Raw genomic sequence first — 26,130 nt, 5'->3', positions numbered from 1 at the left:
GTGCCTGTAAGGTTGCATCCGATTACATGAACGGAAAGAGCTGGATTACTTGGTGAAGATTATTTGGGTTCAGGGATTTCGCGCCATTTGGTGGCAAAGAAGACGTAGGAACTCCTGCGGCCGGTGGCTTCAATGTATTTACCGGCCAGTTCTGCGAGGGGATTATTCATAAAGGGGTTGCCGGAAGCCGGGCGTATCAGGAAACAGTCGTTCTCCGTTTCCAGGTACACACCCAGGCTTTCGCTCTTGGTAGTTCTCGCAAAGGTGCGCAGCGTAAGCCGCCCTTTCACCTTTTGCAGTTTATCTGGTTTATCTTCTGACATATGTTCGTTCTCCCAATATCTGTCCGGCCCTTTCTTTTACCACCAACACATTGGTTTCCTTGAACTTGCCGTGAAACTTAGATGCCGAATATACGTGAAATTTCACTTGTCCTCCCACGCCTTTCGCATGTAATCCGCGGGTGAGGGGAGGTGTGCCGCCTTCTGTTATGAATACCTTCTTGGTTAGTTTACCGGGGAATTTATGGGCCTTTACGAGAGCCTTGAGATTAGCAGGCTCTGTGGTGCCGGATACCTGCTTAGGGGTAGCAAGGAACTGGCCCAGCATCTCGCCTTTAGCTTGTGTACTATCCCGCCGGTTCTCGCGGACATCACGCATTTTAGTGGGTACGTTTACCGGTACCAGCGAAGGGTCGCCCAGCAGGTAGAACTGGGAAAGCGTTTTGATCTCATAAGGGTCCAGCGTAGGCCCCATTTCATCCAGGAAGCGCTGCCGTGCTTCGAGGAAGGCGCGGCCGGTAGAAGCACCCCGCAGTACATTGATGAGGAAATACTGGGTAATGAGATCTGCCAGGCCCTGGCCTTCTGTAGGACCATAAGCAATGGTAGTACTGCCCGCCACGGCTATAGCGTGCTGGAGCAGGTATTGCGATGCCAGGCTGGGGTAACCGGAATCTGTGATGGTGGGATTATACAGTTGTGCGCCATAGCAACATTCAGCCGCCACAATAGTGCCTTTTGCAATCTTCTTCTCCAGCCATCCTGATGTATGAGAGATGGGGTAATTCCCCCCTTTCTGGCCGTAGTAATTCCCATCTTCCAGTGCACCGTGGCAGTTAATGAAATGCGTTTTGGCTTTCAGCTGCGTGGGCGTCCAGCGGGGGCCTTTTGTGGGTGAGAGGTGTAACTGGTCTGCATTACCGAAAATGTTCTGCAGGCTTTGCTGCGTAGAGAGGCGCCAGTCGTATACGCTGATCCCTAAGTAATTCAGGTAATCTTTCTGATTGCCGGGCTTGCTGGCGATAGCATCGCGGACGAGCGACCGGAAGTACTTGGGGTCTTTACCGCCGGGCAGGTCGGGCAGGCGGCCTACTACACGGGTGGGGCTCACGAACTTCGACGGGTCTTCTGACCAGGCCTTGTCGCTTGCGTATGGGAGGTCGCTGGGAACGATGGCGTCTTCATCATCCGGACTGTGAATAAGATTCTTCAGGGGCTGGAAAGGAATTACGTCCTGGGCACCGGCGATGAGGATGTAATCCGGCTGGAAGTGCTTGTACAATCCATCGATGGCGCGTTTATTCTGGCGGGCATCTTCTGCGTTTTTCACGGCAGTTACCTTGTAGCTTTTCATGGCCCTGGTATCGTCGAGGAATACGATCACACTGTCGAGCCCCCGTTCTTTATCGGCGGCTTTCAGGTCTTCAAGATCTTGCAAAATGGAGGGTAATTTGGCGCCATACTTCGATTCCAGCGCTTTCCTGTTGGATACGATGATTTTATCCTTTTTCATGGATGAGGGGGTTTTGGGGTTCAATACAGGCTAAATTACACTATTTCCAGTTATTGTAAATGTGGGCAGGAATGCATATTTTTCGTTTATAATAACCTTTTATAATATGGCAAAACCGTATTATGTCCTATGTTGCCTTGCGCTCATAATGGGCAACTCCGCTCTGGCGCAAACTGTTGCCAGGATCACTGTTAAATCCGGCGCTTTCGACCGGCATAACTCTATCATCCGCATACCTTTCGATATTGAACCGGGAGTAGCATACAGGCTTGTGTGTAAAGAGAACGGGAAAAAGACAGAGGATTATCTGCAATCCGGTGATGATATGCTTACCTGGCGGATGTATAAAGACCTCCCGGCTGGTGAGGAGCGTTCCTATGATCTTATCCGTACGACGAAAGGAGGCTCGGCCGGCAAATCGCCGCAGGATGGAGTAACCTATTATGAAAAGGATGGTGGATTTACTATTGAACGGGGCAGGGATTCGGCGTTGCATTACCGTGCCGCGATCATGGAACCACCTGCCGGGGCAGATACTGCCTTTCGCCGCGGGGGATTTATTCACCCGGCATGGACGCCATCAGGAAAGGTACTCACCAATATCCATCCCAAAGATCATTACCACCATCTCGGCATCTGGAACCCCTGGACGGATACGGAGTTCGAAGGGAAAACGGTAGATTTCTGGAACCTGAAGAAGCGTTCCGGCACCGTGCGCCCCATATCATCTCCCCGCAACCACCTTATTGCAGGCACGGTATACGGCGGTTTCCGGCAGGTACAGGAGCATGTGGTGATTGGTAACCCTGATCGTGCTGCCATGACAGAAGAGCTGGAAGTAATCGTTTACAGTCGCCCCGACGATTATATGACCTGGGATTATAATTCTACTCTCCAATGTGCTTCCGCAGCACCCATTACTCTTAATGAATACCGCTATGGCGGAGGCTTCGCGATGAGGGGCACGGCTTTCTGGAATAACGAAAACAGCCAGCTCATTTCTTCTGAAGGTAAAACGAGGAAGGATGCAGACGGTTCCCTTGCACGGTGGTTCATTATGCAGGGTGCGCTGGAAGGCGGGAAGGGCGGATTGCTCGTATTGTCTGATCCCAATAACTTCAACGCTCCCCAGCCACTGCGTATATGGCCGGAAAAGGACCAGGAAGGACAGGTGTTCGTTAACTTCAGTCCTACCAAAAACAAGCCCTGGCCGCTCGTACCCGGACAAACCTATTCACAGCGTTACCGCGTGGTTACGTTCGACGGAGAGATGACACCGCAGAAAGCGGAGGCTTTATGGAAAGACTATGCTTATCCTGCAGAGGTGACGGTGGAAATGGTGAGCCGCCCGGTTTCGCGGAGATAGTCGGAGTGGGTAACGAATTTACCTTTCGTACCCAGCCAGCAAAGATACCTGCGCATCTTTTCAAGCAGTTTGTTGCCATGTACGCGGCGCACATAAACGGGTAGTTTATAGTGGCCGATGTTTTCCAGCTCCCAGGGGTGGAAGTAGCAGCTGAAATAATCTTCTTTTGCAAGAATACTGGTAGTACAGTTTTGGGTAAACCAGAGCGGCATGTTTTTAACGCTGAGCCAGAAAACGGGGAGGCGCATCCTTGGCGTAACAGAGGTCGGCATAATCCATAATGGCCCGTTGGTATGTACATGCCGCGAAATATGCCGGTTATCGTAGCGCCCGGGAAGCCATGTAGGGTTAATGGAAGCATCGTACCTGTAACCCGCATCATGTAATACATCTATGCTCACTGGTTTAAGGCGCGGCATCCGGAAGCCTTTAACGGGTTGTCCTGAAATGCTTTCCAGTTCGAGGCGGGATGCCAGCAGGTCTGCATTTTCAAAACGGTCGTGGTAATAAGCATGCGAAGCAATCTCGTGGCGTTGTGCAATTATGCGAACCAGCTCGGGATAGTGCTTCGCCCAGAAAGCGGTAATGAAGAAGGTCCCCCTTACACCGCATTCCTCAAACAGGGCCAGCGTTTTACGCACACCGGCTTCACTCACACGCAGCTTCTCTTCCAGCGGTATCTGCTGGCCATATTCTTCAGGAATATCAAATTCCTCCACATCAACGCTGATCAGTATCTGCTTCATTACTTAACGAGTAATCCCATAAAATTAACAAATTCACGCAGCAGTACCGTACTCCTGAAATCGGAAAACCGGATATCGGGCCGGCAGGAGATGGGAATAGACTGTATGCTGAGTGTTTTATTACGCCCTGCCCGTTTCACGAACTCACTGTCGTACAGAAAACCATCTATCCGGGTAGAAAGGAATTCCATTCTGCCACGGGTATTGAAAGCTTTCAATCCCGCCTGCGCATCGGCCACGGGTAATTGGAGGAGGTAACGGTTCATCAGGCGGTTTACCCTTGTGATCATTTTACGGGTGGGCGGCAGCAGTGCAACGTATTGGTGCCCGCGGGAGCCAGCTACTACATCCACACCATCCAGCAATTTGTCGAAGGCACGTTTTACTGCTTCCACACCAAAGGGAAAGTCGTAATCGGTACACACGAGATAGGGGGCATCGCTTACTGCTACGCCTAAGCGGCATGCATATCCCTTACCGCGGTTCACGGGGTGGTCAATGATGCGGATGCCGGGGATGCGGTTCGTCAGTTCCTGCAACATAACGGAGTGCATGTTGCGGACGGATCCGTCGTTCACCAGTATCAGGCGTATGTCTGTTCCGGGCATGAGTGCCTGCAGTTCCCGGAAATCCGCTGTCATTTGCCCTACCCACCCTTCCGGAGGGTTGCAGCAGGGGATAATGAGGTCAAGTTTGGGTGTTACCTTGTTGTCTGTTATAGTCAGGTTTGTTTTCAAAGGTAACTTCGATAGTTCCAGCATGTCTGTTACAACTTTTTTAATTCACAGCTCGTACGTTAGGTTTCAAATATTCAATACAGCATTTTTTTACCCGGGGCAGCCCGCGTACATAGTTTTAGTTCACCGAACAGATTGACAGCATGAGAACTCTTCCCGGCACGGATGCCCGGAAACGAGAATATACCTTTGGGGAAAGGCGTATGATGAATTGGCGTTGGGATAAATGGCCTTCTTGGCTGGATGCGCTGGCCCTTGCCGTTACATCGGTCGTATGCATATTAGTTAGGTTCTGTCTCTAAGGACGCCCAAATATACCAACTACCCCTATGCTTTTCTAGCAGGAGCCCTTAAATTTTACTTAAATACTACGAACGTGGGAAGTTGAAAGTCAACTGTATTGACGGAAAAGAGAAGGTTTTTACTGGATATAAACGGTCTTTATATTGAGGAATTCGTGCACCCCTTCTATGGAAAGCTCACGCCCGTAACCCGATTGTTTAATGCCTCCGAATGGCAGCCGTGCATCCGACCGCATCATGGCATTTACGAACACATTGCCGCTTTCAATAAGCGGGGCAAGACGGGCAGCTTTTTCAAGATCCTTCGTCCAGATGGAAGCGCCCAGTCCGAAGGGGGTATTATTAGCGAGACGGATGGCATCCTGCTCATCGTTGGCGGTGATGACAACTGCCAGGGGACCGAAGGTTTCTTCGTCGAAAGCCGTCATGCCGGGTTTAACGCCGGAAAGGAGGGTGGCAGCGAAGTTAGCGCCATTGGTTTCCCCGCCTGCCAGGAGCTCTGCACCCTGCCAGATGGTGCTTTGCAGCTGGCTGTTCAGGTCTTTGGCGAGATCAGGACGGGCCATGGGGCCAAGGTCGGTTCCGGGAAGGAAAGGGTCGCCCTGTTGCATGGAAGAAATGATATCCTGCACCCGTTGCGTGAAATCTTCCACGATGCTTTTATCCACGATCCATCTTTTAGCGGCGATGCAGGATTGTCCTGCGTTTTGCATGCGGGCTTTTACGGCGGTAGTGGCAGCAGTGGTAAGGTCAGCATCTTTCAGGACAATGAAGGGATCGCTCCCGCCCAGTTCGAGCACTGTTTTCTTCAGATGCTTCCCTGCGAGTGAGGCCACGCTCATGCCGGCGGGTGTACTGCCGGTAAGCGTTACACCCTGTACGCGAGGGTCTGCTATGATGGGTTCAATATCTTTTGAAGCTACGAGCAATGCCTGGAATGCCCCTTCGGGGAATCCTGCTTCGAGGAATACTTTTTCAATGGCCAGTCCGCACCCGCTTACATTACTGGCATGTTTGAGTACGGCGGCGTTGCCGGCCAGCAAATTGGGAATAGCGAACCGCAGTACCTGCCAGTAGGGGAAATTCCATGGCATGATGGCGAGTATGATGCCTTTGGGTTCGAAAGCGGCATAGCTTTTTCGCGCGTCGGAGGATATGATCCGCGGCTGCAGCATGCTTTCGATATTGGCGGCGTAGTATTCGGCTGTGGCAGCACATTTTCCTACTTCTGCCTTTGCTTCCTTCAGCGTTTTTCCCATTTCCCTAGTTATCAGTTCCGCATGCCTGTCGGCCTGCTCCGTCAGCAGCCGGGCTGCGTTTAACATCCATTCTGCCCGTTGGGAAAGCGGTGCCTGGCGAAGGGCCTGGAATGCACGGTGACCGGCTTTCAGCTTAGCCTGCAGTTCATCCGGCGTATGGGCCGGATAGCTGGCTATGGTTTCTCCGTTGAAGGGGTAAATGCTCTCGAAACTCATAGCTTAAAGATAAGAATTTTCCCGCCGCGGCACTTTCTGTGAATGCCGTACCTTTGCATCCTGAATGAACGGAACATGTCTCTGAGCAAATGGAATATTGCGATCATGGCCACCTGCACGGGCCTGATCGTTGCGAACATCTACTACGCACAACCTTTACTGGTCCTCATCGCGCGCGAATTCAACGTCAGCGAATCCAACGCAGGCCAGGTTACCTTTTTTACCCAGATAGGCTATGCACTGGGGTTATTGTTTTGCGTTCCCCTGGGCGATAAGCTCGAAAGGCGCGGGCAGATACTCGTCATGACGGCCTGTGCCGTGGCAGCCCTTGCAGCAGCAGCTTTATCTGTGAATATCACGATGCTTAAAATAACCGGTTTCATCATCGGTTTTACTTCTATAGTGCCGCAACTGATACTGCCGCTGGCAGCTACACTGGCGGAGCCTTCGAAGCGGGGGAAAGTGATCGGGGTGATCATGAGCGGGCTGCTCATTGGTATACTGCTCTCCCGGACTATCAGCGGTTTTGTGGGGCAGCACCTGGGCTGGAGGGCCATGTTCTGGATAGCGGCCGCCATGTCTTTCGCCATGATGGCAGTCATGATGGCGTCTTTCCCTAAAAACCGCCCGGCGTTTGAGGGTTCGTATGGTGCGTTGATGCGTTCGGTACTCCAGCTGGTGAAGGAGCAACCGCTTTTGCGGGAGGCCTCCGCAATTAATGCCTGCTGTTTCGCAGTTTTCGGGCTGTTCTGGACCACTTCGGTATTTCTTCTGAGCAATCCGCCATACAATTACGGCAGCGACGTAATCGGCCTCCTTGGCCTTGCTGCGGCAACCGGTGCACTGGGGGCACCCCTCATAGGCCGTATCGCAGATAAAAAGAATCCCCGCATCGCTATCGGCTACGGTATCGCCTGTGTGCTGGGTTCCTATCTCGTTTTCTGGGCTTTCAGCACCTCTATCATAGGTATAGTGGCTGGTATCGTTCTGCTCGACCTGGGCCTCCAGGGCGTACACGTTTCCAACCAGACCCGCATTTATGCCCTCATGCCCGAAGCCCGCAACCGGATGAATACGGTGTTCATGACCGTTTCCTTCCTCGGTACTTCCATCGGCTCAGGCATCGGCCTCTGGGTATGGGGCATCGGTAAATGGACAGGCGTTTGCATCGCGGGACTTGCCATTACTCTCATCGCTGTATTGATATATTCCCTCACGTACAACAGGGCAGGGGAAGCGCAAAAAGAGGGTGTAGCGGGATAACAGGTATTTCGGCATATTATTTGCCTAAATAGTTCATTGTCAATTGTTATGAACCAGTTTTGCCATTTGCAGCTTCTGCCTGTTTTCTTCCCCATTTCCGGGTTTCCATACTGATTGATTATCAGTATGATATACGCATCAAGTCCACATCAAGTCCACCTCATATCCACCTGATCTCCGCGATCGCCTGCCATTAGACGCGCATTTCACGTATTGTTCACTTTATGTTCCCGTACTCTTCCCATAGGCTAACCGTGGTGCAGGTATAAAGTATGACCGGCTTTAACACATAAAAAAATCCCGTCCGCGGTAATGCCGGGACGGGATTCTTATTTTAAGGATAACCTTACTCAGGTACCCGTGTAATCTTCAGAATGTTGGTGGGCAGGTGCTCCTTAACGGGCGTGCTGCCGGTGTTCACCACCACATCGTTGGTCTTCAGGAAGCCACGCTCTTTCAGAATGTTGATCTGATCCGTTACGATTTCATCCAGGCTTTCTTCTTCACCGTAGTAGAACGCGCGAACGCCCCAGCTGAGGCTCAGCTGGTTTACCAGTGTGCGCTCTTTGGTGAAAATGAACAGGGGAGATTTCGGACGGTAGCTCGACAGCATGAAGCCGGTATAGCCGGACTGCGTCATCCCGATCAGTGCATCAGCCTCTACGTCTTCCGCGATTTTGCAGGCGTTGTAGCACAGTGCATCGCTGAGGAAGGTAGGAGAGTGACGGTGAGGAATGAGGTTACGGTTGTAGATGATGCTTTCTTTTTCTACTTCACCGATGATCTTACGCATGGTCTGGATCACGAGGGTGGGGTAGTTACCGGTAGCGGTTTCGCCAGACAGCATTACTGCGTCAGCTCCTTCCAGTACGGCATTGGCCACGTCGGTGATCTCGGAACGGTTAGGACGGGTACGGTCGATCATGGATTCCATCATCTGGGTAGCCACGATAACGGGTTTAGCGCGGTGGATACATTTGCGGATGATGTCTTTCTGGATCATGGGCACCTGCTCAACAGGGAGCTCCACGCCAAGGTCGCCACGGGCGATCATAACGCCATCGCTTTCCCAGATGATTTCTTTCAGGTTCTGGATCGCTTCCGGTTTCTCGATCTTGGAGATGATCTTGATTTTGGAATTGCGGTCAGTCAGGCGCTTGCGCAGCAGGGCAAGGTCTTTTACGTTACGTACGAAAGACAATGCTACCCAGTCGCACTCATGGTCGATGATGAAATCGAGGTCCACTTCGTCTTTCTCAGTGAGGGCGGGAAGGGAAACCTTGGTATCGGGAAGGTTGAAGCCTTTTTTGGAGGACAGAACGCCGCCCAGCAGTACTTCAGCCTTGATGAGGTTGTCAGGAGTGATTTCTTTTACCACGGTTTCGATCTTACCATCATCGAGGAGGATCTTCTGACCGGGGCGTACGTCTCTCGGGAGGTCGTGGTAGGATACATAGATCCTTTCCATGGTTCCCACGCATTTTTCGGTGGTAAAGGTGAGGATATCACCGGTTTTGAGGGGGAGGGCGTTGTTCTCGATCTCACCCACACGCAGTTTCGGACCCTGCAGATCGGCCAGGATGGCGATGTTGTAAGGTTCGGTTTTATTGATCTGGCGGATGTAGTTGATAATCCGCAGCTTGTCTTCATGGCTGCCATGGGAAAAGTTCAGACGGAACACATTCACCCCGGCCTGTACGAGTTCCAATAACTTCTCATAGGTATCGCTGGCAGGACCTACGGTTGCCACGATTTTGGTCTTTTGCTTTGCATGCGCCAGACCGGCTTCATTGTCCATTTGCTTATGAAAGTATTTGGACAGATCTTTTGTACTCATAGACGTTTATTTAACTCGCAAGTATTTTGACAATCTTTAACCATTCCGGATCGATTTTCTGTTTGGCTTTTACGGCCTTATCGAGCGGAGTAAACTGGATTTTGTTATTGACGATGCCGACCATTACGTTAGACGTTCCGTTGAGGAGCGCGTCTACAGCGGCGTAGCCCATACGGCTGGCCACGAGACGGTCGATGCAGGTGGGGGAGCCACCGCGTTGTATATGTCCGAGGATGCAGACACGGGTATCGAGGTGAGGCATTCTTTCCTTCACGTGGCGGGCCACTTCGTTGGCGCCACCAAACTCGTCGCCTTCTGCTACCACGATGAGGTTCACCATTTTAGAACGGCGCTCGTTGGCAGTGAGGTCATCGATCACATCATCTATATTGGTTTTGCGCTCGGGGATGAGGATGGTTTCCGCTCCTGTGGCAATACCACTGTGGAGGGCAATGTATCCTGCATCGCGGCCCATTACTTCAATAATGAAAAGGCGGTCGTGCGCATCTGCCGTATCACGGATCTTATCGATCGCTTCCACGGCAGTGTTTACTGCGGTGTCGAAACCAATCGTGAAATCAGTACCGGCGATATCCTTGTCGATCGTGCCGGGGAGGCCGATGCAGGGGATGTCAAATTCTTCGCTGAACTTCTGGGCACCCTTAAAGGAACCATCGCCCCCGATCACCACCAGCCCGTCGATCCCGAACTTCTTCAGGTTCTCGTAAGCTTTTTTGCGGCCTTCCGGTTCGTAGAATTCCTTACAGCGGGCAGTTTTGAGAACGGTGCCGCCCCTTTGGATGATATTGGCGACAGACTTGGATTCCATGGGAAAAATTTCCCCGGTCAACATCCCTTTGTAACCATACATCACCCCGTAAACATTCAAATGATGGTAGATGCCCGTCCGAACTACCGCGCGGACAGCTGCGTTCATCCCGGGAGCGTCGCCTCCGGAGGTAAGAACTGCGATGTTGTTCACTTTTTTCATGTGTGATCTTCTGTTTGTCATGGCCACATGGAATGCTTCCTCCCGTGCCGCCTGATGAATTTCCTTGGCCTACTAAATCGTTTTTCCTACCGCCCATCTAAATTTTAACACTACTGGCCCACTTGTAATGGTTATTTCATAGTATTTTGCCGGTTAGCCGGCATTCAAAAGGGCGCACGAAATTAACATTTTTTAATAGTTTCCTATCAGATATTCGATGAAATAACTAAATTTTTAATTTCCATCAAACAAACAGCTTAGAATTTTATAAAAATATACGTATGACAAAATTAAACCATAAGCACCTTGCCATGAGTATGATGATGTTGATGGGAGCAGGGACAGCCCTCGCGCAGAACCAACCTCTCAGGTATCCGGACACCCGTAAAGTAGACACAGTAGACAATTATCACGGCACCAAAGTAGCCGACCCCTACCGCTGGCTCGAAGATGATCATGCCGACGATACCAAGGCATGGGTAGATGCCCAGAACGTGGTAACGCAGGACTATCTCGCCTCAATTCCCTTCCGTGGCCAGATCAAACAGCGCCTCGAAGCCCTTTGGAACTTCCCCCGCTACGGCGCCCCCTTCCGTGAAGGCAGGTATTACTATTTCTATAAAAACGATGGCCTGCAGAACCAGGCAGTGCTCTACCGCCAGGAAGGCCTGAACAGTACGCCTGAAGTGTTCATCGACCCCAATAAGCTCTCCGATAAAGGTACCGCTGCCCTCGGCGCTCTCACTTTCTCGAAAGATGGCCGCTACGCCGCTTACCTCATCGCCAAAGCGGGATCAGACTGGCAGGAAGCTTTCGTAATGGACGTAGCAACCAAACAGCTGCTGTCCGACAAGCTGGACTGGATCAAGTTCTCCGGCCTCTCCTGGAAAGGCGACGGCTTCTACTACAGCCGTTACGACGCTCCGGATGAGCAGAGCAAACTCTCCAAAAAGAACGAATTCCATAAAGTATACTACCATAAAGTAGGCACCACGCAGGATCAGGACCAGCTGGTATATGTAGATAAGGAACACCCCCTCCGCAATGCCGGTGTGGGCCTTACGGAAGATGAGCGCTTCCTCATCCTCAGCACCTCAGAAGGAACCAGCGGTAACGAAGTATGGTACCGCGACCTCAACGATGCTTCACAGACCGAGTTCAAACTCCTGATAAAAGGCTTTGAATACGAACCCAGCGTAGTAGAAAACGTGGGCGACAAACTGCTGCTGCTCACCAATCACGACGCACCTAATTACAAACTGGTACTCGTAGACCCGAAGAACCCCGCTAAGGAAAACTGGAATTTGATCATCCCCGAGCAGCCGGAAGTACTGCAGGGAGTAGGTACCGCAGGCGGTAAACTGTTTGCCAGCTACCTGAAGAATGCCTCCACCCGCATCGTTCAGTATGATGTAAACGGCAAGAAAGACCGCGACATCCACCTGCCAGGTCTCGGAACTGCCGGCGGCTTCGGTGGTAAAAAGGAAGATGGAACTTTCTTCTATACTTACACCTCCTTCGTGGCACCCGCTACCATTTATAAATACGACATCAAATCCGGCAAATCGGAACTGTATCGCAAGTCGGAAGTGAAGTTTAACCAGGACGATTACGAAACCAAACAGGTTTTCTTCACCAGTAAAGACGGTACCAAAGTACCTGTGTTCCTTTCCTATAAGAAAGGCCTCAAGCTGAATGGCTCAAACCCTGTATTGCTGTATGGCTATGGCGGATTCAATATTCCCATGACGCCTTCTTTCTCCGTAAGCAACCAGTTCTTTATGGAACAGGGTGGTATCTACGCGGTGGTGAACCTCCGTGGCGGCAGTGAGTTTGGCGAAGCCTGGCATAAAGCCGGTATGATGGAAAAGAAACAGAATGTGTTCGACGATTTCATCGGCGCAGCTGAATTCCTGGTGAAAGAGAAATACACCAACCCTTCCAAGATCGCTATCCGTGGCGGTTCTAACGGCGGGTTGCTGGTAGGTGCGGCAATGACGCAGCGTCCGGATCTCTTCAAAGTGGCGCTCCCGGCAGTAGGGGTAATGGATATGCTCCGTTTCCAGAAGTTTACCATCGGCTGGGCATGGGTTACTGAATACGGCACCAGTGAGAAAGCCGATCAGTTCCCTTACCTCATTAAATACTCTCCCCTCCACAACCTGAAGAAAGGCACGGCATACCCTGCTACTATGGTTACCACGGCGGATCACGACGACCGTGTGGTGCCTGCCCATTCCTTCAAATTTGCGGCTGCACTGCAGGAAGCCCACAACGGGCCTAACCCTGTGCTGATCCGTGTGGAGAAACAGGCTGGTCATGGCGCGGGTAAACCCACGTCTAAACTTATCGACGAAGCTACCGACATCTGGGCCTTCGTGATGTACAACCTTGGCATGAATTTCAACCAGGTGAGCACCGGTAAGAAAATGTAACGGGTTCACTATCATCAATAAACGCCGCGTGATGCTACATTACGCGGCGTTTTTGTATATTGACATTATGAAAGTGCTCATTACAGGGAGTAATGGTCTCCTCGGACAATACCTGGTGCAGCGCCTGGCGGGCCTTCCGGAATACGAAGTAATCGCCACCGGCCGCGGCGCCAACCGCCTACGCATACAGCAGGGTTATACCTACGAATCAGTGAACCTGGCAGACGAGTCGGCGGTGAAAGGATTGGTAGAACGGCATCAGCCTCAGGTGATCGTTCATGCAGGTGCCATGACGCAGGCCGACGATTGTGAGCGGAACAAAGATGCCTGCTGGATGGTGAATGTAACCGCCACCCGCTACCTGCTGCAGGGCGCGGAAAAGGCAGGTGCTTACTTCGTTTTCCTGTCTACAGACTTTGTATTCGACGGACTGGCAGGGCCTTATAAAGAAGACGATCCCGTGAACCCCATTAACTACTACGGCGCCAGCAAAGTGGCCGCAGAAAGGATCGTAAAGCAATCCAAAGCCAAATGGGGCATCGCACGGACGGTTTTGGTATACGGCCTGGCCGACGATCCGCGGCGCAGCAACATCATCACCTGGGTAAAGTCTAACCTCGAACAGAAGAAGAAACTGAAAGTAGTGAGCGACCAGTGGCGTACGCCCACCCTCGTGCAGGACCTTGCCGAAGGCGTTAAACTGATGCTCGATAAGAAGGCTGAAGGCGTATATCACCTTTCCGGGAAAGATATGCTGACGCCTTTTGAGATGGCCATACAGGTAGCAGATTACCTTGAACTGGATACGAAGCTCCTCGAAAAAGTGGATGCCTCTACGTTCAAACAACCTGCCCCGCGGCCTGGCAGAACAGGCTTTGTGATCGATAAAGCCGTGCAGGATCTCGGATATGCACCACACAGTTTTGAAGAAGGATTGAAAGTGGTGATAGAGCAGCTCAAACCTAAATGACATTAAAACATATACTGAATAAGGGATGGCCTTTCGCCATCCCTTTCTTTTTAGTAGTGAGTGATGATGTTAAAGGGAATAGGATATGGTCTTCCTCACAAATGTAAGTGCGGCAGTCAAAGGAAAAGAACAAAGTAATCAGAGATGCGGAAACTGATCGCTTATGTGTAGAAAAACAGTGCTGACCAAAACAGGCCCTTCCTGAAAAGCAAAAGCCGGACGATGGATATCGCCCGGCAGTACTTTAATCTAATCGATTTTTGGGAACGAATAGGACCAGTAATGAAGCGGTGACGGCAAGGCGCCGCCACCGCGTTTTTTATACCCCATCATTCAGCACGTTTGGAATGTTTTTCCCTGGATTGTCCGGGATCTGTCATTCGATATTTTTATCCGGTAAGCTGATAGCTGATGAGCCTTTGGGGCTATACAATATCAGGGTATGATCTTAGTTCTGAAATGAAGATCGAAGGGCAGGGAAGTTCCGGGCCCGCAGTTGATCTGCGGATAAAATTCACCTCTTAATCGGCCGGTTATATACTCCACCCCGCCGAGGTTTTCCACTTGATGGATCACCAGCAGCCCGGTGGAGGCCCGGTATTCTTCCACTGTCTGGCTCGCATCACATTTGCTCCAGAATGTTTTGCCGGTAACAGTAGCAGGCGCCGTAAACGTGCCATATACGGCCGTTGCGGTACCTCCGCGGTCAGGTGCAAACCACTGGTATTGGGTAGCCTGTATGGGCTTGCTGATGTTTTCAATGTTCACGGAGAAGCCGAGGTTATCACGGATAGTACCCGAAATGTTGATCCAGTTGGTGCCGGGAATATATTTGTGGTGCTGGTCGATGCAGAATATTTCCACACCGTTTACTGTTCCGGAAAAGTATACCTCGTCTACCACCTGGATTTTGGTAAGCAATATCAGTTTACCCGTGGCGCCGCGGCCGGGTATTACGCCGGCGGGGATAAAATTATGGATCTCCACTGAAACGGTCACTTTACTGGGGTTAGGCACTTTGGCGGGAGCCTTGTAAATAGCAAGCCGTCCTTCAGGAGTTAAAGTGCCGGCGCCGGTGAGTTTCCAGTTCCTGATGTTAGCGGAGTTTTCGAGTACCCTTTCCCGGCGGATGGCAACAGGGCCGGCATCAGCTCCCGGCTTCATATTCTGCTTGGTTGAATAGATAAATACGCCTGTGCTCTTTGTAACGAGTACACTGGCCCCATCTGCCCGTAACCAGTACATGGCGAATGGCGCCCAGTCGGAGAAGTGGGTGGTTTCTACTGTCAGCGTTTTAGCGGTAGTATTGAGCGCAGTTTTAGGCAAAAAGCGCCAGATGCCATCCTGCGACTGGTAGGCCATAAAAAGGGCTTCCGCATCGGTACTGTCCAGGTGCCTGTCGGTATATTTGAAGGTGAGCTTCACCGGCTTGGTGAACTTAACATTTTCCGGGAGCAGGCGGTAGGAGTCACCGGGACTGCCGGGCAGCGTGTTAGTCACCGCCTGCACACTGATAACGGTATTGGCAGTTAACGCACCTGCGGGAATGTCTATTTGCAGGGTATTATCTTTCGAAGTCAGCGTACCGCCGGCAGCGCCGATGGTTTTAGATACCAGGTCACCGGTTGGGGTGCCATGAGCACGTACCGCGGGGGGCTCCTGATCGTCAGGGTTTGGCTCTTCCTTGCCGCCGCTCTTGGAGCAGGCGGTCAAAAGAAAAGGGATAAACAGCAGGAAAGGCAGAAATCTTTTCATTATGTAATGGCTTAATGGTTTACGATAGCAGTTACGTAAGTGATTACAGTTATGCAAATGTATATGGCTTGCAGATTGGGTGTTTCCATGTACGGGCGTAATGTCATTTGGTTCCACTGGAATGACGGATACAAGCAGCGGAATGCAGGGGGGAATGGGGTGGGGAATTCGATAAAATGAAGCAGATACGGCAAAAAAAAACGCCTCCGTAAGGAGGCGCTTCTGTATTAAGCAATAATATTTTTAATAAAGGATACTAATTTCTTTCGACATGAACCGCTTTGAAACGGAGTCTTTCGCAGCGGTAGTATCTGCCCGCAATGTACGGTAGGGTACGGCCATTTTGAACTGGGTGGAATCCTCAGAATAAAAAAGCACCACGTCTTTATAACCCCATGCATGCCGCTTGGAGAGACTGCGCTCTGCGTTTTCACGGACCTTATAGGTTTGAAATATCACGTAATACGAGATACTGTCACTCACCGGTGCCACGGGTTCTATGGGAGCCGTTACCACACTATCCTGCTCTGGAGCGGAAGGAGCAACAGCCACTTTTTCTTCTGCTTTAGGTGCGGAAGGGGGAACGATCTGGTCTTTAAACATCCAGCCGGCCACACCTGCACCGATCAGTACGAGGGGCAGCACTACCCACCACCAGCGGAAGCGCCCCTGGCTTTCCGGCTCTTCATAAACTGCGCCGGTATGTTCTACCACTACCTGGTTCTCCACTTCGGTAGTGCCCTGCAATACGCGGGGCGTAGCTTCAGAGCGGATCACCTGCTCCAGCGCAATGGGCTGCCAGGCATCCGGGAGCTCCTGGGGAGTAAAGCGGAGCTGTCCCAGCGGATCGATCCGAAGGCTGCCGATACCCGGTAAATCCAGCGGTTCTCCTGCTGCCAGCGCATCCCTGAACTGCTGCAGGTATTTATCCAGCTTCAGCGATGCTACCGGCTCCAGCAGGTTCTCTTTCCGGGAGATCCAGCGGAGCAAAGAGCCATCATCTTCCCAGCGGGTATCAAACTGAACCTGCTGGCGCGGTGGCGTCAGCGACTGGTCAGCCATACTAAACTGGGCTGGAATGTGCTGGATCGTAAAGGTGCCCACCTGCGGAACGGTGCAGGTTTGCTGCCGGAAAAGGACTTCTGTGATATATTGCTGTAGCATTGAGGCCGGTAACTTTTGAGTGCAAGTTTACGCAATTAAAACTTAACGGTAACCCCGCCAAGCACGTTCAGCCCGTAAGAGGGGTACCCGTGCCAGCGTTCGTACTTGGAACTGAACAGGTTATTCACGTTCACCCAGAGGTTGAAGTTCTTGGTGATGTTGTACTCTGCCCCCGCATTCAGATCCTGTACTGCTTTGGTTTTACCCATATTGTCTACCCCTTCTTTCCGCATCACATAGTAAGTGCTGCTCAGGGTATACAGGTTAGCATTCAGGTGAAACTTCTTCGCGAAGGTATACTGGGCAAACAGGCTGGCCCTGAAGGGCTGCACATGCCAGGGCTTCAGTTCGGTCTTCTGTTTATTGAAGTCGTACCAGTCTATGCTCAGCCTTGCCTGGAACTTCTCTTCCTGGATATACCCAACTTCCGCATGCAGCTGGAAGGCGCGGAGCTCTTCCTCGTTTCGGGTGTAGAAGCTCTTACCATCCGTGCTGTCGTTCACGAAAAGCGGACGGTTATGCCAGGTGATGGCGCCGAACTTGGTGTTGTAATTGAAGTGATTGCCGAGGGTACCTTTGATGCCGGTGTACTTTTCTTCGATGCGGGTATTGAGCATACCGTCCTGATAGGAATTGAACCAGGGGTTCTCCGAAGCCAGGTTGCGGAAGTTGTTTTTCTGGAAGTAGGAGATCCAGCCGGAGCTGAGGATCAGCTTTTCGCGGATCAGGTGCGATTCGTTCACGATATCCGGCAGGAGGTGGAACTTACCGTTGGTCCAGGTAGGATTGGCGCCTGCATGCAGTACAAAGCCCGGCTTGGTGATTTCCACGGCGGGGTGAATGGCGGCGATGTTGTTATTGATCTGGTCGTTATTGTCTTCCTTGAACACGCTCAGGTCCACCACTCCTTCCGCTTTCAGCCAGATGTCTTCGAAGATCTGCTTTTTGATGGGAGCTTTCAGCACAAAGGTGTTTTCCATCCTTTTGTACTTATCACCGAAGATGGCGAATTCGGCCTGCGGCTGAAACTGGAAAGCCCAGTCGTTCTGCGGCCTGTTCTTCAGTCCCACCTTGGCTACCACTTCATTGAACGCCTGCTTTACATCGCTTTTATCGTATTGATGCACGGCATGGTCGTACCCGAAGTAATTCACCTGGTTGCGGTTGTAACCGAGGCTGGCATTCACTTCGAAGAGGGGAGTAAAGTAAGTGCCGGAGCCGAGGATGTTCATCTGCGACACGTCCTGGTACTGGATGTCACCTTTGGAAGAGGTGTAGTTGAACAGTACGCCGAAGTTATACTTGTCTTTGCGGCCGCTTCCAAACCCTGCCTGAATGAGCGGGGTGTTGTAATTGCCGTAACCCAGTTTCACGTAATTGTTCTGCAGCTGGAGCGACGAAGTATCTTTCCCCAGTGCCAGCGGCCGGATGGGTACGGGCTGGTACATGAAATAGAGGTTGAGCGCCGGCACCTGGTAACCCAGGCGGGGGCGGCTCGTGTCTACCGTGGGCAGGGAAGCCGTCAGGTTCAGCTTGGCTGCGTTGGGCAACTTAGGCTGGTATTTCGAAATGATGTCAATCGTTTCCTGCTTCAGCGTATCCTTCTGTGCGACGGCGCTGAGCGGGAAGGCGAGTGCGAGTGCGATATATATGCGCTTCATGTTTTTCCTCATTTAATTTTAGAGCCTGCTTTTTCTTCCGCTTCGGCTTTAGCCAGCTTTTCTTTTGCTTCGGCTTTCAGTTCCGGGATGGGACAGTTTTCGGCAATGCTCTGGTAAGTGGCTTTGGCATTGAAATAATCCTTCTGGCGGTGGTAGATATCACCGAGGAGGATGTAGGATTTGGCTACCCACACCTCGTAGGAGGAGGTATTCTTGATTACATCGAAGCCGGCTTTTTCAGCAGCGGCCAGATCGTTTTTATCGAAAAGGCATTTGGCAATATTGTACCGCGCTTCGGCACCTACTTCCGATTTGGTAAGGCCCGTCACGATTTTGTATTCGCTGATGGCATCATCGAACTGGCCACGTTGCTGTTGCGATTTGCCAAGGTAGAAATGACCGATGATCTGATCGTCGGTAGAAATGTTTTCGGCAGACAGCAGCTCTTCTGCCAGCGGCGCCACTTCATCCCACGCACCCAGCTGGTAATTGCTGCGGAGCAGGCCGCGCGTGGCGGTAAGGGTATTGTCTTTGGTGGTGGAAAGACTGCGGAGCTGTCCATAGAACTGTTTCGCCTTGTTGTAGTCTTTCACCTGGTAGTAGTTCAGGTAAGCAGCCTGCTGTGCGGAGCGTTCAGCAAACGGACTGTTACCACGGCCCAGTACAGATTCGTAAGCAGGGAGCGCATTCGCGTAATCCTTGCTGTTGTAAAGGCATTCTGCTTTGTAGAAATTGGCCTGCAGGGCAAACTGACCGTTAGGATATTTCTGCAGGTAGTTGCTGAAGGCATTTACCGCACCGGTGTAATCACCGTTGCTGAAGCGGGTTTCCGCCGCAGCATAGCTGAGGGAGTCTTCCGCAGAAGCGCTTACTGACTTACCGGCTGCTTTCAGCAGTGCCAGGTAATCGTCGGTTTTACCCTGATCCACATAAATGGTGCGGATGTTCTGGAGGGCAGTATTGGCTTCGTTGGAGGCGGGGAATTTCTCCACCACCTGCCGGAAGTATTGCAGCGCCTGGTTGTCGTTGTCGGTATTGAAATAAGCCAGCCCCAGTTTCAGCAGTGCTTTCGGTGCATTAGGCCCGTCCGGGTGCTGCTGGAGGATGTTTTTGAGGTGGGGGATGGCATCGGAGAAGCGTTCGTCGCTCAGGTAGGTGTCTGCAATCTCCATCTCCGCATCGTTGTTGAAACCGGAATTGGGATACTTCACCGCCAGCTGTTTGAGCAGGCTCAGTTTGTCTGCATGCTTGCCCTGGATACCGAGGATGATGCTTTTCTGGTAAGTGGCATAATCCGCTCCCGGCTGGTTTTCAGTGATCACCCTGTCGTACAGTGCAGTGGCCTGGGGGAAGGCGCGCAGCATGTAATGACAGTCTGCAGTACGCAGCAATGCATCGTTCGTGATACGTCCTGCATTGGGGCCGCTGGTGCGCTGGGCTGCTTCGAAGTAAGGCAATGCGTTGGCGTATTGTTCTTTCTTCAGGAGACTGTAACCCATGTTGTAACTGGCGGTCTGCACATTGGCTTCACCGGACACGGGAGCGCCGCTGTTGCCAAGGTAAGCCTGCAGGGCAGGGATGGCTTTATCGGTTTGGCCCTGGCGCAGAGCAATCTCCGCTTTCCAGAACTGTGCCAGGCGGGTGATCTGCGGGTCGTAGTTATGGGAAAGGGAAATACCGAGAAGGCGGTCGCCCTCCGCGAGCTGGCCATCGTTCACCAGCTGGGTGGCGCGGCCGTAAGATACTTTCTGGTATGCTTTCAGTACGGCAGGACTTTTCTCCGGCAATGCATCCAGCAGCGCAATGGCTTCCTTGTAGTTATTCGTATTGGCGAAGAGCTGCACGAGTATTTCGCGGGCTTCGCGGGTGTATTCCGAATTAGGGTAGGTGTTGATGTAACCGGTGAGTTCGGAGATGGCAGCATCCTGGTAGCCCAGTTCAAACGACAGCTTGCCGTAGTTGAATTTGGAGATTTCCTGCTGCTTCGGGTTAGAGCTGTTGCGGGCGCTGTAAGCGAAGGCGTTACGTGCGTTGGCCTTCTGGCCGGTGCGGAGGTAGCAGTCGCCCAGCAGGTACATGGAGTTCTGGCCGAGGGAGTCTTTCGAGCTGCTCAGTTGTTTGAAGCCTTTGATGGCTTTATCGAGATTGGCGGTTTGGTAGTAGGCGTAAGAAAGCTGATATACATCTTCTTTCCGTACTTCTTCGGCATTCTCGTGATATTCTTCGAGGTAAGGGAGTGCTTTAGCGTAATCTTTCCGTTCGAAATAGGCCTGGCCAACGAGTTGTTTCAGTTCAGCATCGTAATACATGTCGCCTTTCTTGATGAGCGGCTCGGCGTATTTGATGAGCTGGTCGCGTTTGCCCTGGAAGTAGTAGATCTCCGCGATGTAGTAGGGTACAACGCCGGCGTACTTAGGCTCCTGCTGCACGCGCTGGAAGCTGGTGAGCGCATCGTTATACTGTTTGTTGTAGTACGAGATGAAGCCGTAGTAGTAATTGGCGGGGATGTAGTATTTGTTCTGGATCTCTTTGATGGAGGCAAAGAGGGGTTGAGCTTTGGCAAAGTCTTTCAGGTTGAAGTAGCAATACGCCAGTTCAAACTTGGCATCGGCGATCTCTTCGTTGGAGAGGTTATCGATGGAAGCTTTTTCATAGAACGGGATGGCTTCCTGGAGCTTGTTGCGGTGGAAGTAATAGCGGGCAAGCTGGAAGCTGATCATTTGTTCGCGCGGGGCGTTGTTGAAACGCTCGATGAAGCTGAGGGCTTTTTTCTCCGCGTCTTCATTCTGAAGCTTCAGGGCGCACATGGCATAGTAGAAATGCGCGTCCGTATTCACGAGGGAGCGGTTGGTTTCGGAGAAATACCCGATCCCGTCGATGGTTTGCCGGAACAATTGGAGGGACAGGGCATATTTACCTTCGCGGTAGAGTTGCTGCGCTTCCCGGAAAGTCCTGTCTGGCTCCGTATGAATGCGGGTTTGCTGTGCTCCGGCCGAGGCGGCACCCGTTAAACCTGCTGCCAGCAGGAATATGCGGAGGCCCGGAAAAGCACAGTTTTGTCTTTTGAATAGCTTCATGCTTTTGATATTATTGTCGACAATTTTTACAAAAAACGGCACCGGCCGGGAATTATTACAGAAACGGTAAAATCCGCTGCAGAAAAGATTCCGGAGGCCGGCAGGTGTTGGCAATGTTATGAGGGAAACAAACGAAGCAAATATAGCGGATTGCGCTTGCTTTGCCCCTCGCAGGTTATCTACTGCATGTGGATAAACTACGGGATGTGGATAACTAATCATGCTGGCAGTTGGCTGACAGAAAGGAGACAACTAAATTTGAAATTTATTCTTATATACATTAAGAATATCTAAATTTGAGCAGAATCCTTTCGAGGGGTACTCTTATCAAGAATCAAACCAAATTACTATGGCAAAACTACTATCCACCAAGTACAGCAATGCAGGCATCAGCCTTTCCCTGCTGCTCCTCCGTTTGCTCTTCGGCGGCCTTATCATGACGCACGGCTGGCCCAAGCTCGTGAATTTCGCTACCTATGCACAGAAATTCGCAGACCCTTTCGGAATTGGTAAAACCGCATCGCTCGGCCTCACCATCTTCGCCGAATTCTTCTGCGGTGCCCTCGTGCTCGTAGGCCTCCTTACCCGCGTGGCCACCATCCCGCTCATCATCTGCTTTGTAGTGATCGTGTTTATGATTCACGGGCAGGATCCGCTGCACGACAAGGAAGTAGCAGTTATGTTCCTTGCCGGCTGGGTTTCCCTGCTTATCTCCGGTCCCGGAAAATATTCGCTCGACGGCGTGCTCGGCAAATAACCGGCACATCAGAAAGTTTTTATCAGCAAGAGTTCCTGCGCATCCCGCGCACGGAACTCTTTTTTTTACCCCGCCAAATCCCCTACATTTACAGACATTTTCAACAACGGGACAATGTACAGCACAACGATTGACATACGCGTGAGATACGGAGAAACCGACCAGATGGGCTACCTCTATTACGGCAACTACGCACTTTATTACGAAGTAGGCAGAACGGATGCCATCCGGCAACTGGGCTTCACTTACCGCGAGCTGGAAGAACAGGGTATCATCATGCCCGTGGCAGAACTGCAGGTCAAATACCTCCGGCCCGCTTATTACGACGATGTTATAACGGTTAAGACTATACTGAAAGAACTGCCTCCCGCACATAAGATCCAGTTCCACTCAGAACTGTACAACCAGCAGGGAGAGCTGCTGAACGTGGGAACCGTCACCCTTGCGTTCATCGACGGTAAAACCAAGAAACGCACGAACATGCCTGACATCCTCCGCGATAAACTGGCTCCTTATTTCGAGAACAATACAAACGCGCCACTTCCATGAACAGGATCCGCGCCAGCATCATCACCATAGGCGACGAATTACTTATCGGGCAAACCGTTGATACCAACTCCGCCTGGATGGGCACGCATCTCAACGATGCCGGCATCTGGGTACAACGCCGTGTGGCAGTGGGAGACGACCGCCAGGCTATCCTCTCCGCACTCGATGAAGAATCCGCTAAATCCAAAGTAGTACTCATTACCGGAGGCCTCGGCCCAACGGCCGACGATATCACCAAACCCGTGCTGCTGGAATATTTCGGCGGGCGGATGGTGCAGGACGAAGATACCTACACCCGTGTGATGGCACTCTTCGAAAGCCGCGGCCTGCCTGTATTGGAACGCAACGTTGCACAGGCCATGGTGCCCGATAGTTGTACCGTACTTCCTAACCTGCGCGGCACTGCTCCGGGCATGTGGTTCGAGAAGAACGACTGCATATTCGTATCTATGCCCGGCGTGCCGCATGAGATGAAAGGACTGATGGAGAACGCCGTGATACCCCGCCTGCAGGAGCGTTTCGAAACGCCTGCACTTTTACATCATACCCTTATCACATCCGGCATGGGCGAATCTTTTGTTGCGGAGCGCATCCGTGATTTCGAAGCCGCCCTTCCCAAACATATTAAGCTGGCTTACCTGCCCAGCTATGGCCTGCTTAAGCTGCGCCTCACTACCGAAGCGCCCGACAAGATCACTGCCGCTGCAGAAATGAAAGATGCTTTCCAGACATTAAGATCACTGGTGGCAGACATCCTCGTGGCGGAGGCCGACCTGCCGATGGGCGTGATCCTCGGTAATGTATTGCTGGAAAAAGGCAAAACGGTAGGTACGGCAGAAAGCTGTACAGGTGGCCGCATCGCGAGCCAGATCACCGCAGTGGCCGGCAGCTCCCGGTATTTTAAAGGCAGTGTAGTTTCTTATGCCAACGAAACCAAAATCAACCTTTTACGCGTAAACCCCAACACCCTCCTGCAACATGGCGCCGTGAGCGAACAAACGGTCCGCGAAATGGCCGAAGGCGCACTTGAAACCCTGAAAGTGGATTGTGTAATGGCCGTATCGGGCATTATGGGTCCTGATGGCGGAACGGATGAAAAGCCCGTGGGCAGCGTCTGGATCGCAGTGGGAGGGAAGGGAGATATCCGCACGATGCTGTACCGCTTCCGGTACGACCGTCCCCGGAATACGGAGATGACGGTGGTAGCCGCGATGAACGAACTGCGGAAGTGGCTGGAAGGTTAAATTCCCTTATTTTTGTCATCTACTAAAACAATCACTTATATGGCAATTGTCGAACTGGTGATGCCCAAGATGGGAGAGAGCATCATGGAGGCCACCATTCTTCGCTGGCACAAGAAGCCAGGCGATGCGGTAAAGGTGGACGATACGGTGCTGGAGATCGCTACGGACAAAGTGGACAGTGAAGTGCCCTCCATTGCGGAAGGCGTAATCACAGAGATCCTTTTTAATGAAAACGACGTAGTACCAGTAGGTACTGTGATCGCCAGGGTGGAGACCGCTGCGGGAGCGCAGGTGGCTGCTTCCCCTGCCGCTGCATCTGCGCCTGCCGCCGAAGCCCCCCGTGCCGCAGAGCCCCAATACCAGACTGCACCTCCCCGTCCGCAGGCTGCCCCCGCTGCTGTGGCTCCTACAGGTGAAGCCCGTTTCTACTCCCCGCTCGTGCTTACCATTGCACAGCAGGAAGGCGTGAGCTTTGCTGAACTGGAAAAGATCCCCGGATCCGGTACGGAAGGCCGTGTTACGAAAAGAGATATCCTCGATTATATCGCCAACAGAGGCAACCATGTACAGGAGGCGGAAGTTATGCGCGAAGCACCCCAGGCTGCTCCCGCTGCCTCCCGCGAAATCACCACCGTGGCCGCTACCAACAGTTATGGCGGTAATGTGGAAATCATTGAAATGGACCGTATGCGTAAGCTGATTGCTGACCATATGGTGCGCAGCAAACATACCAGTCCGCACGTTACCAGCTTCGCTGAATGCGACGTAACCAATATGGTGCGCTGGCGCGATGCCGTGAAGAAGGATTTTGAAAAGCGCGAAGGGGAGAAGATCACCTTTATGCCCCTCTTCGTGGAAGCCGTTGTGAAATGCATCAAGAAATTCCCGTTGGTGAACTGCTCGCTGGATGGCGACAAGATCATCCTGAAGAAAGATATTAATATAGGTATGGCCACCGCGCTGCCGTCGGGTAACCTGATTGTGCCGGTGATCCGCAATGCCGATAACCTGAACCTGGTGGGCCTTACCAAACAGGTGAATATGCTGGCCAATTCTGCCCGTCAAAACCGTCTGAAGCCCGAACACACACAGGATGGTACGTTTACCATTACCAACGTGGGTACCTTCGGCAGCCTTACCGGAACGCCTATCATTAACCAGCCGCAGGTAGCCATCCTGGCGGTGGGAGCTATCAAAAAGCGCCCGGTGGTAGTGGAAACGGAGCAGGGCGATTCTATCGCTATCCGTCATATGATGTACCTCTCCCTGTCGTACGATCACCGGATTGTAGACGGTTCCCTGGGTTCTACTTTCCTGAGTGCGGTAGCTACAGAACTGGAGAATTTCGATCCGTCAAGAGGATTCTAAACAGACTATATAAAACGCAAAAGAGCGGCGGGAATAATTCCGCCGCTCTTTTTTTTGATACCAAACAAAAAGGCTTCCCCGGAGGGAAGCCTTGTATAGGATCGTTAGAATACTCTGCCTATTAGTAACGACGATCGCGTCCGCCGCCGCCGTAACCACCGCCGCCACCGGGACGGTTGTTTCTGAAACCACCACCACCAGAGGAGGGTTGTTTCGGACGAGCTTCGTTGACCATCAGTTGTTTGCCTTCCACTTCACTACCGTTCAGACGCTCCATTGCGAGAGTGCCTTCCTCTTGGTTGGCCATCTCAACAAAACCAAAACCACGTGAACGACCGGTTTCGTGATCCTTAATGATTTTAGCAGAGGTAACTTGCCCGAATTCGCTAAAGATTTGGTGAAGGTCCTCATCGTTCAACCTGTAGTGCAGGTTGGCTACGTAGATGTTCATGATAAAAAAATTAAAAAATGAAAAATAATACTGTATGAAGATAAGGAATCTTCCCAATACTATGTTTCGCTGACGCAAAATAAATTTTCAGGATTTCCTTAAAGGTAACAGTTTCTAAAATGCGAACATGTATTTATTAGAAAATTAATAGGTTACGTATTATTTAAATAACTGTAGCTTTAGAGTAG

The 26,130-nt window shown here is 51.7% G+C and carries 20 protein-coding genes; 8 read left to right on the top strand and 12 right to left on the bottom strand.

The genetic code is table 11. The features are described 5' to 3' along the window. Positions 1-59: 59 nt before the first annotated feature. Together DEV76_RS07900 and DEV76_RS07895 are read right to left on the bottom strand one after the other, a co-directional pair. Complete coding sequence (locus tag DEV76_RS07900; RefSeq protein WP_109696938.1) at positions 60-323, bottom strand: hypothetical protein; 264 nt, start codon at positions 321-323, stop codon at positions 60-62. After that, positions 310-1,794, bottom strand: a complete 1,485-nt coding sequence (locus DEV76_RS07895; RefSeq protein ID WP_157962774.1) for a hypothetical protein — start codon at positions 1,792-1,794, stop codon at positions 310-312. The genes DEV76_RS07900 and DEV76_RS07895 overlap by 14 nt, the downstream gene beginning before the upstream one ends. Before the next feature lie 106 nt (positions 1,795-1,900). On the opposite strand from DEV76_RS07895, the gene DEV76_RS07890 reads away from it, so the two are divergent. After that, positions 1,901-3,160 carry a DUF6807 domain-containing protein gene (locus tag DEV76_RS07890; RefSeq protein WP_109696934.1) on the top strand — a complete coding sequence of 420 codons (1,260 nt, stop codon included), beginning with the start codon at positions 1,901-1,903 and terminating at the stop codon, positions 3,158-3,160. Here DEV76_RS07890 and DEV76_RS07885 read toward each other — a convergent pair. The 3 genes from DEV76_RS07885 to DEV76_RS07875 form a co-directional block, all read right to left on the bottom strand. Further along, the gene (locus DEV76_RS07885; RefSeq protein WP_109696932.1) at positions 3,106-3,906 is read right to left on the bottom strand and encodes a polysaccharide deacetylase family protein; all 801 of its coding nucleotides are present in this window, start codon (positions 3,904-3,906) and stop codon (positions 3,106-3,108) included. The genes DEV76_RS07890 and DEV76_RS07885 overlap by 55 nt on opposite strands. Further along, positions 3,906-4,667, bottom strand: a complete 762-nt coding sequence (locus DEV76_RS07880) for a glycosyltransferase (RefSeq protein WP_109696930.1) — start codon at positions 4,665-4,667, stop codon at positions 3,906-3,908. The genes DEV76_RS07885 and DEV76_RS07880 overlap by 1 nt, the downstream gene beginning before the upstream one ends. Positions 4,668-5,064: 397 nt before the next feature. Then, positions 5,065-6,420, bottom strand: coding sequence for an NAD-dependent succinate-semialdehyde dehydrogenase (locus DEV76_RS07875; protein WP_109696929.1), 1,356 nt, complete (start codon positions 6,418-6,420; stop codon positions 5,065-5,067). 75 nt (positions 6,421-6,495) lie between these two features. On the opposite strand from DEV76_RS07875, the gene DEV76_RS07870 reads away from it, so the two are divergent. Then, entirely contained in the window at positions 6,496-7,683 is a 1,188-nt protein-coding gene (locus DEV76_RS07870; RefSeq protein WP_109697712.1) for an MFS transporter, read from the top strand. A gap of 346 nt (positions 7,684-8,029) precedes the next feature. Here DEV76_RS07870 and pyk read toward each other — a convergent pair whose 3' ends face one another. Both pyk and pfkA read right to left on the bottom strand, forming a co-directional pair. After that, positions 8,030-9,520, bottom strand: a complete 1,491-nt coding sequence (gene pyk / locus DEV76_RS07865; RefSeq protein WP_109696927.1) for a pyruvate kinase — start codon at positions 9,518-9,520, stop codon at positions 8,030-8,032. Between the two features lie 10 nt (positions 9,521-9,530). Then, positions 9,531-10,511 (bottom strand): 6-phosphofructokinase, encoded by a 981-nt coding sequence (gene pfkA / locus DEV76_RS07860; protein WP_109696925.1) that lies wholly within the window; start codon positions 10,509-10,511, stop codon positions 9,531-9,533. A gap of 281 nt (positions 10,512-10,792) precedes the next feature. Between pfkA and DEV76_RS07855 the strand changes: the two genes are divergently transcribed. Together DEV76_RS07855 and DEV76_RS07850 are read left to right on the top strand one after the other, a co-directional pair. Continuing rightward, positions 10,793-12,946: a prolyl oligopeptidase family serine peptidase gene (locus tag DEV76_RS07855; protein ID WP_232826903.1), complete on the top strand. Its 2,154-nt coding sequence runs from the start codon at positions 10,793-10,795 to the stop codon at positions 12,944-12,946. Positions 12,947-13,013: 67 nt separating this feature from the next. After that, a complete protein-coding gene (locus DEV76_RS07850) occupies positions 13,014-13,916 on the top strand; it encodes an SDR family oxidoreductase (RefSeq protein ID WP_109696923.1) in 903 nt (300 codons plus the stop codon). A 435-nt stretch (positions 13,917-14,351) separates the two neighbouring features. Here DEV76_RS07850 and DEV76_RS07845 read toward each other — a convergent pair whose 3' ends face one another. The 4 genes from DEV76_RS07845 to DEV76_RS07830 form a co-directional block, all read right to left on the bottom strand. Beyond that, a complete protein-coding gene (locus DEV76_RS07845) occupies positions 14,352-15,671 on the bottom strand; it encodes a hypothetical protein (RefSeq protein ID WP_109696921.1) in 1,320 nt (439 codons plus the stop codon). Positions 15,672-15,914: 243 nt separating this feature from the next. Continuing rightward, complete coding sequence (locus tag DEV76_RS07840) at positions 15,915-16,835, bottom strand: HU domain-containing protein (RefSeq protein WP_109696919.1); 921 nt, start codon at positions 16,833-16,835, stop codon at positions 15,915-15,917. A 35-nt stretch (positions 16,836-16,870) separates the two neighbouring features. Further along, positions 16,871-18,496 (bottom strand): porin family protein, encoded by a 1,626-nt coding sequence (locus DEV76_RS07835; RefSeq protein ID WP_157962772.1) that lies wholly within the window; start codon positions 18,494-18,496, stop codon positions 16,871-16,873. Positions 18,497-18,504: 8 nt separating this feature from the next. Beyond that, positions 18,505-21,573 carry a tetratricopeptide repeat protein gene (locus tag DEV76_RS07830; RefSeq protein WP_198651982.1) on the bottom strand — a complete coding sequence of 1,023 codons (3,069 nt, stop codon included), beginning with the start codon at positions 21,571-21,573 and terminating at the stop codon, positions 18,505-18,507. Between the two features lie 349 nt (positions 21,574-21,922). Here DEV76_RS07830 and DEV76_RS07825 point away from each other — a divergent pair, with 349 nt between their 5' ends. The 4 genes from DEV76_RS07825 (at position 21,923) to DEV76_RS07810 (ending at position 25,491) form a co-directional block, all read left to right on the top strand. Next, the gene (locus tag DEV76_RS07825; protein WP_109696913.1) at positions 21,923-22,330 is read left to right on the top strand and encodes a DoxX family protein; all 408 of its coding nucleotides are present in this window, start codon (positions 21,923-21,925) and stop codon (positions 22,328-22,330) included. Positions 22,331-22,444: 114 nt separating this feature from the next. After that, positions 22,445-22,879, top strand: coding sequence for an acyl-CoA thioesterase (locus DEV76_RS07820; RefSeq protein ID WP_109696911.1), 435 nt, complete (start codon positions 22,445-22,447; stop codon positions 22,877-22,879). Continuing rightward, positions 22,876-24,123 (top strand): CinA family nicotinamide mononucleotide deamidase-related protein, encoded by a 1,248-nt coding sequence (locus DEV76_RS07815; protein WP_109696909.1) that lies wholly within the window; start codon positions 22,876-22,878, stop codon positions 24,121-24,123. Before DEV76_RS07820 ends, DEV76_RS07815 begins: the two co-directional genes overlap by 4 nt. Before the next feature lie 39 nt (positions 24,124-24,162). Continuing rightward, entirely contained in the window at positions 24,163-25,491 is a 1,329-nt protein-coding gene (locus tag DEV76_RS07810) for a dihydrolipoamide acetyltransferase family protein (protein WP_109696907.1), read from the top strand. 121 nt (positions 25,492-25,612) lie between these two features. Here the strand turns inward: DEV76_RS07810 and DEV76_RS07805 are convergent, their stop codons facing one another. Further along, entirely contained in the window at positions 25,613-25,942 is a 330-nt protein-coding gene (locus DEV76_RS07805) for an RNA recognition motif domain-containing protein (RefSeq protein WP_109697710.1), read from the bottom strand. Between the last annotated feature and the right edge of the window lie 188 nt (positions 25,943-26,130).

Source organism: Chitinophaga deserti (genome assembly GCF_003149455.1).
Taxonomy (GTDB): domain Bacteria; phylum Bacteroidota; class Bacteroidia; order Chitinophagales; family Chitinophagaceae; genus Chitinophaga; species Chitinophaga deserti.
This window is presented reverse-complemented; position numbering and strand designations above follow the sequence as displayed.

Excerpts from the sequence above, each read along its gene's own strand:
- DEV76_RS07825 (WP_109696913.1), top strand. The coding sequence starts at position 21,923 with ATGGCAAAACTACTATCCACCAAGTACAGCAATGCAGGCATCAGCCTT.
- DEV76_RS07850 (WP_109696923.1), top strand. The coding sequence starts at position 13,014 with ATGAAAGTGCTCATTACAGGGAGTAATGGTCTCCTCGGACAATACCTG.
- pfkA (WP_109696925.1), bottom strand. The coding sequence starts at position 10,511 with ATGAAAAAAGTGAACAACATCGCAGTTCTTACCTCCGGAGGCGACGCT.
- DEV76_RS07895 (WP_157962774.1), bottom strand. The coding sequence starts at position 1,794 with ATGAAAAAGGATAAAATCATCGTATCCAACAGGAAAGCGCTGGAATCG.
- DEV76_RS07820 (WP_109696911.1), top strand. The coding sequence starts at position 22,445 with ATGTACAGCACAACGATTGACATACGCGTGAGATACGGAGAAACCGAC.
- DEV76_RS07870 (WP_109697712.1), top strand. The coding sequence starts at position 6,496 with ATGTCTCTGAGCAAATGGAATATTGCGATCATGGCCACCTGCACGGGC.
- DEV76_RS07855 (WP_232826903.1), top strand. The coding sequence starts at position 10,793 with ATGACAAAATTAAACCATAAGCACCTTGCCATGAGTATGATGATGTTG.
- DEV76_RS07835 (WP_157962772.1), bottom strand. The coding sequence starts at position 18,496 with ATGAAGCGCATATATATCGCACTCGCACTCGCCTTCCCGCTCAGCGCC.
- DEV76_RS07805 (WP_109697710.1), bottom strand. The coding sequence starts at position 25,942 with ATGAACATCTACGTAGCCAACCTGCACTACAGGTTGAACGATGAGGAC.
- DEV76_RS07900 (WP_109696938.1), bottom strand. The coding sequence starts at position 323 with ATGTCAGAAGATAAACCAGATAAACTGCAAAAGGTGAAAGGGCGGCTT.
- DEV76_RS07810 (WP_109696907.1), top strand. The coding sequence starts at position 24,163 with ATGGCAATTGTCGAACTGGTGATGCCCAAGATGGGAGAGAGCATCATG.
- DEV76_RS07815 (WP_109696909.1), top strand. The coding sequence starts at position 22,876 with ATGAACAGGATCCGCGCCAGCATCATCACCATAGGCGACGAATTACTT.
- DEV76_RS07890 (WP_109696934.1), top strand. The coding sequence starts at position 1,901 with ATGGCAAAACCGTATTATGTCCTATGTTGCCTTGCGCTCATAATGGGC.
- DEV76_RS07875 (WP_109696929.1), bottom strand. The coding sequence starts at position 6,420 with ATGAGTTTCGAGAGCATTTACCCCTTCAACGGAGAAACCATAGCCAGC.
- DEV76_RS07830 (WP_198651982.1), bottom strand. The coding sequence starts at position 21,573 with ATGAAGCTATTCAAAAGACAAAACTGTGCTTTTCCGGGCCTCCGCATA.
- DEV76_RS07885 (WP_109696932.1), bottom strand. The coding sequence starts at position 3,906 with ATGAAGCAGATACTGATCAGCGTTGATGTGGAGGAATTTGATATTCCT.
- DEV76_RS07880 (WP_109696930.1), bottom strand. The coding sequence starts at position 4,667 with ATGCTGGAACTATCGAAGTTACCTTTGAAAACAAACCTGACTATAACA.
- DEV76_RS07840 (WP_109696919.1), bottom strand. The coding sequence starts at position 16,835 with ATGCTACAGCAATATATCACAGAAGTCCTTTTCCGGCAGCAAACCTGC.
- DEV76_RS07845 (WP_109696921.1), bottom strand. The coding sequence starts at position 15,671 with ATGAAAAGATTTCTGCCTTTCCTGCTGTTTATCCCTTTTCTTTTGACC.
- pyk (WP_109696927.1), bottom strand. The coding sequence starts at position 9,520 with ATGAGTACAAAAGATCTGTCCAAATACTTTCATAAGCAAATGGACAAT.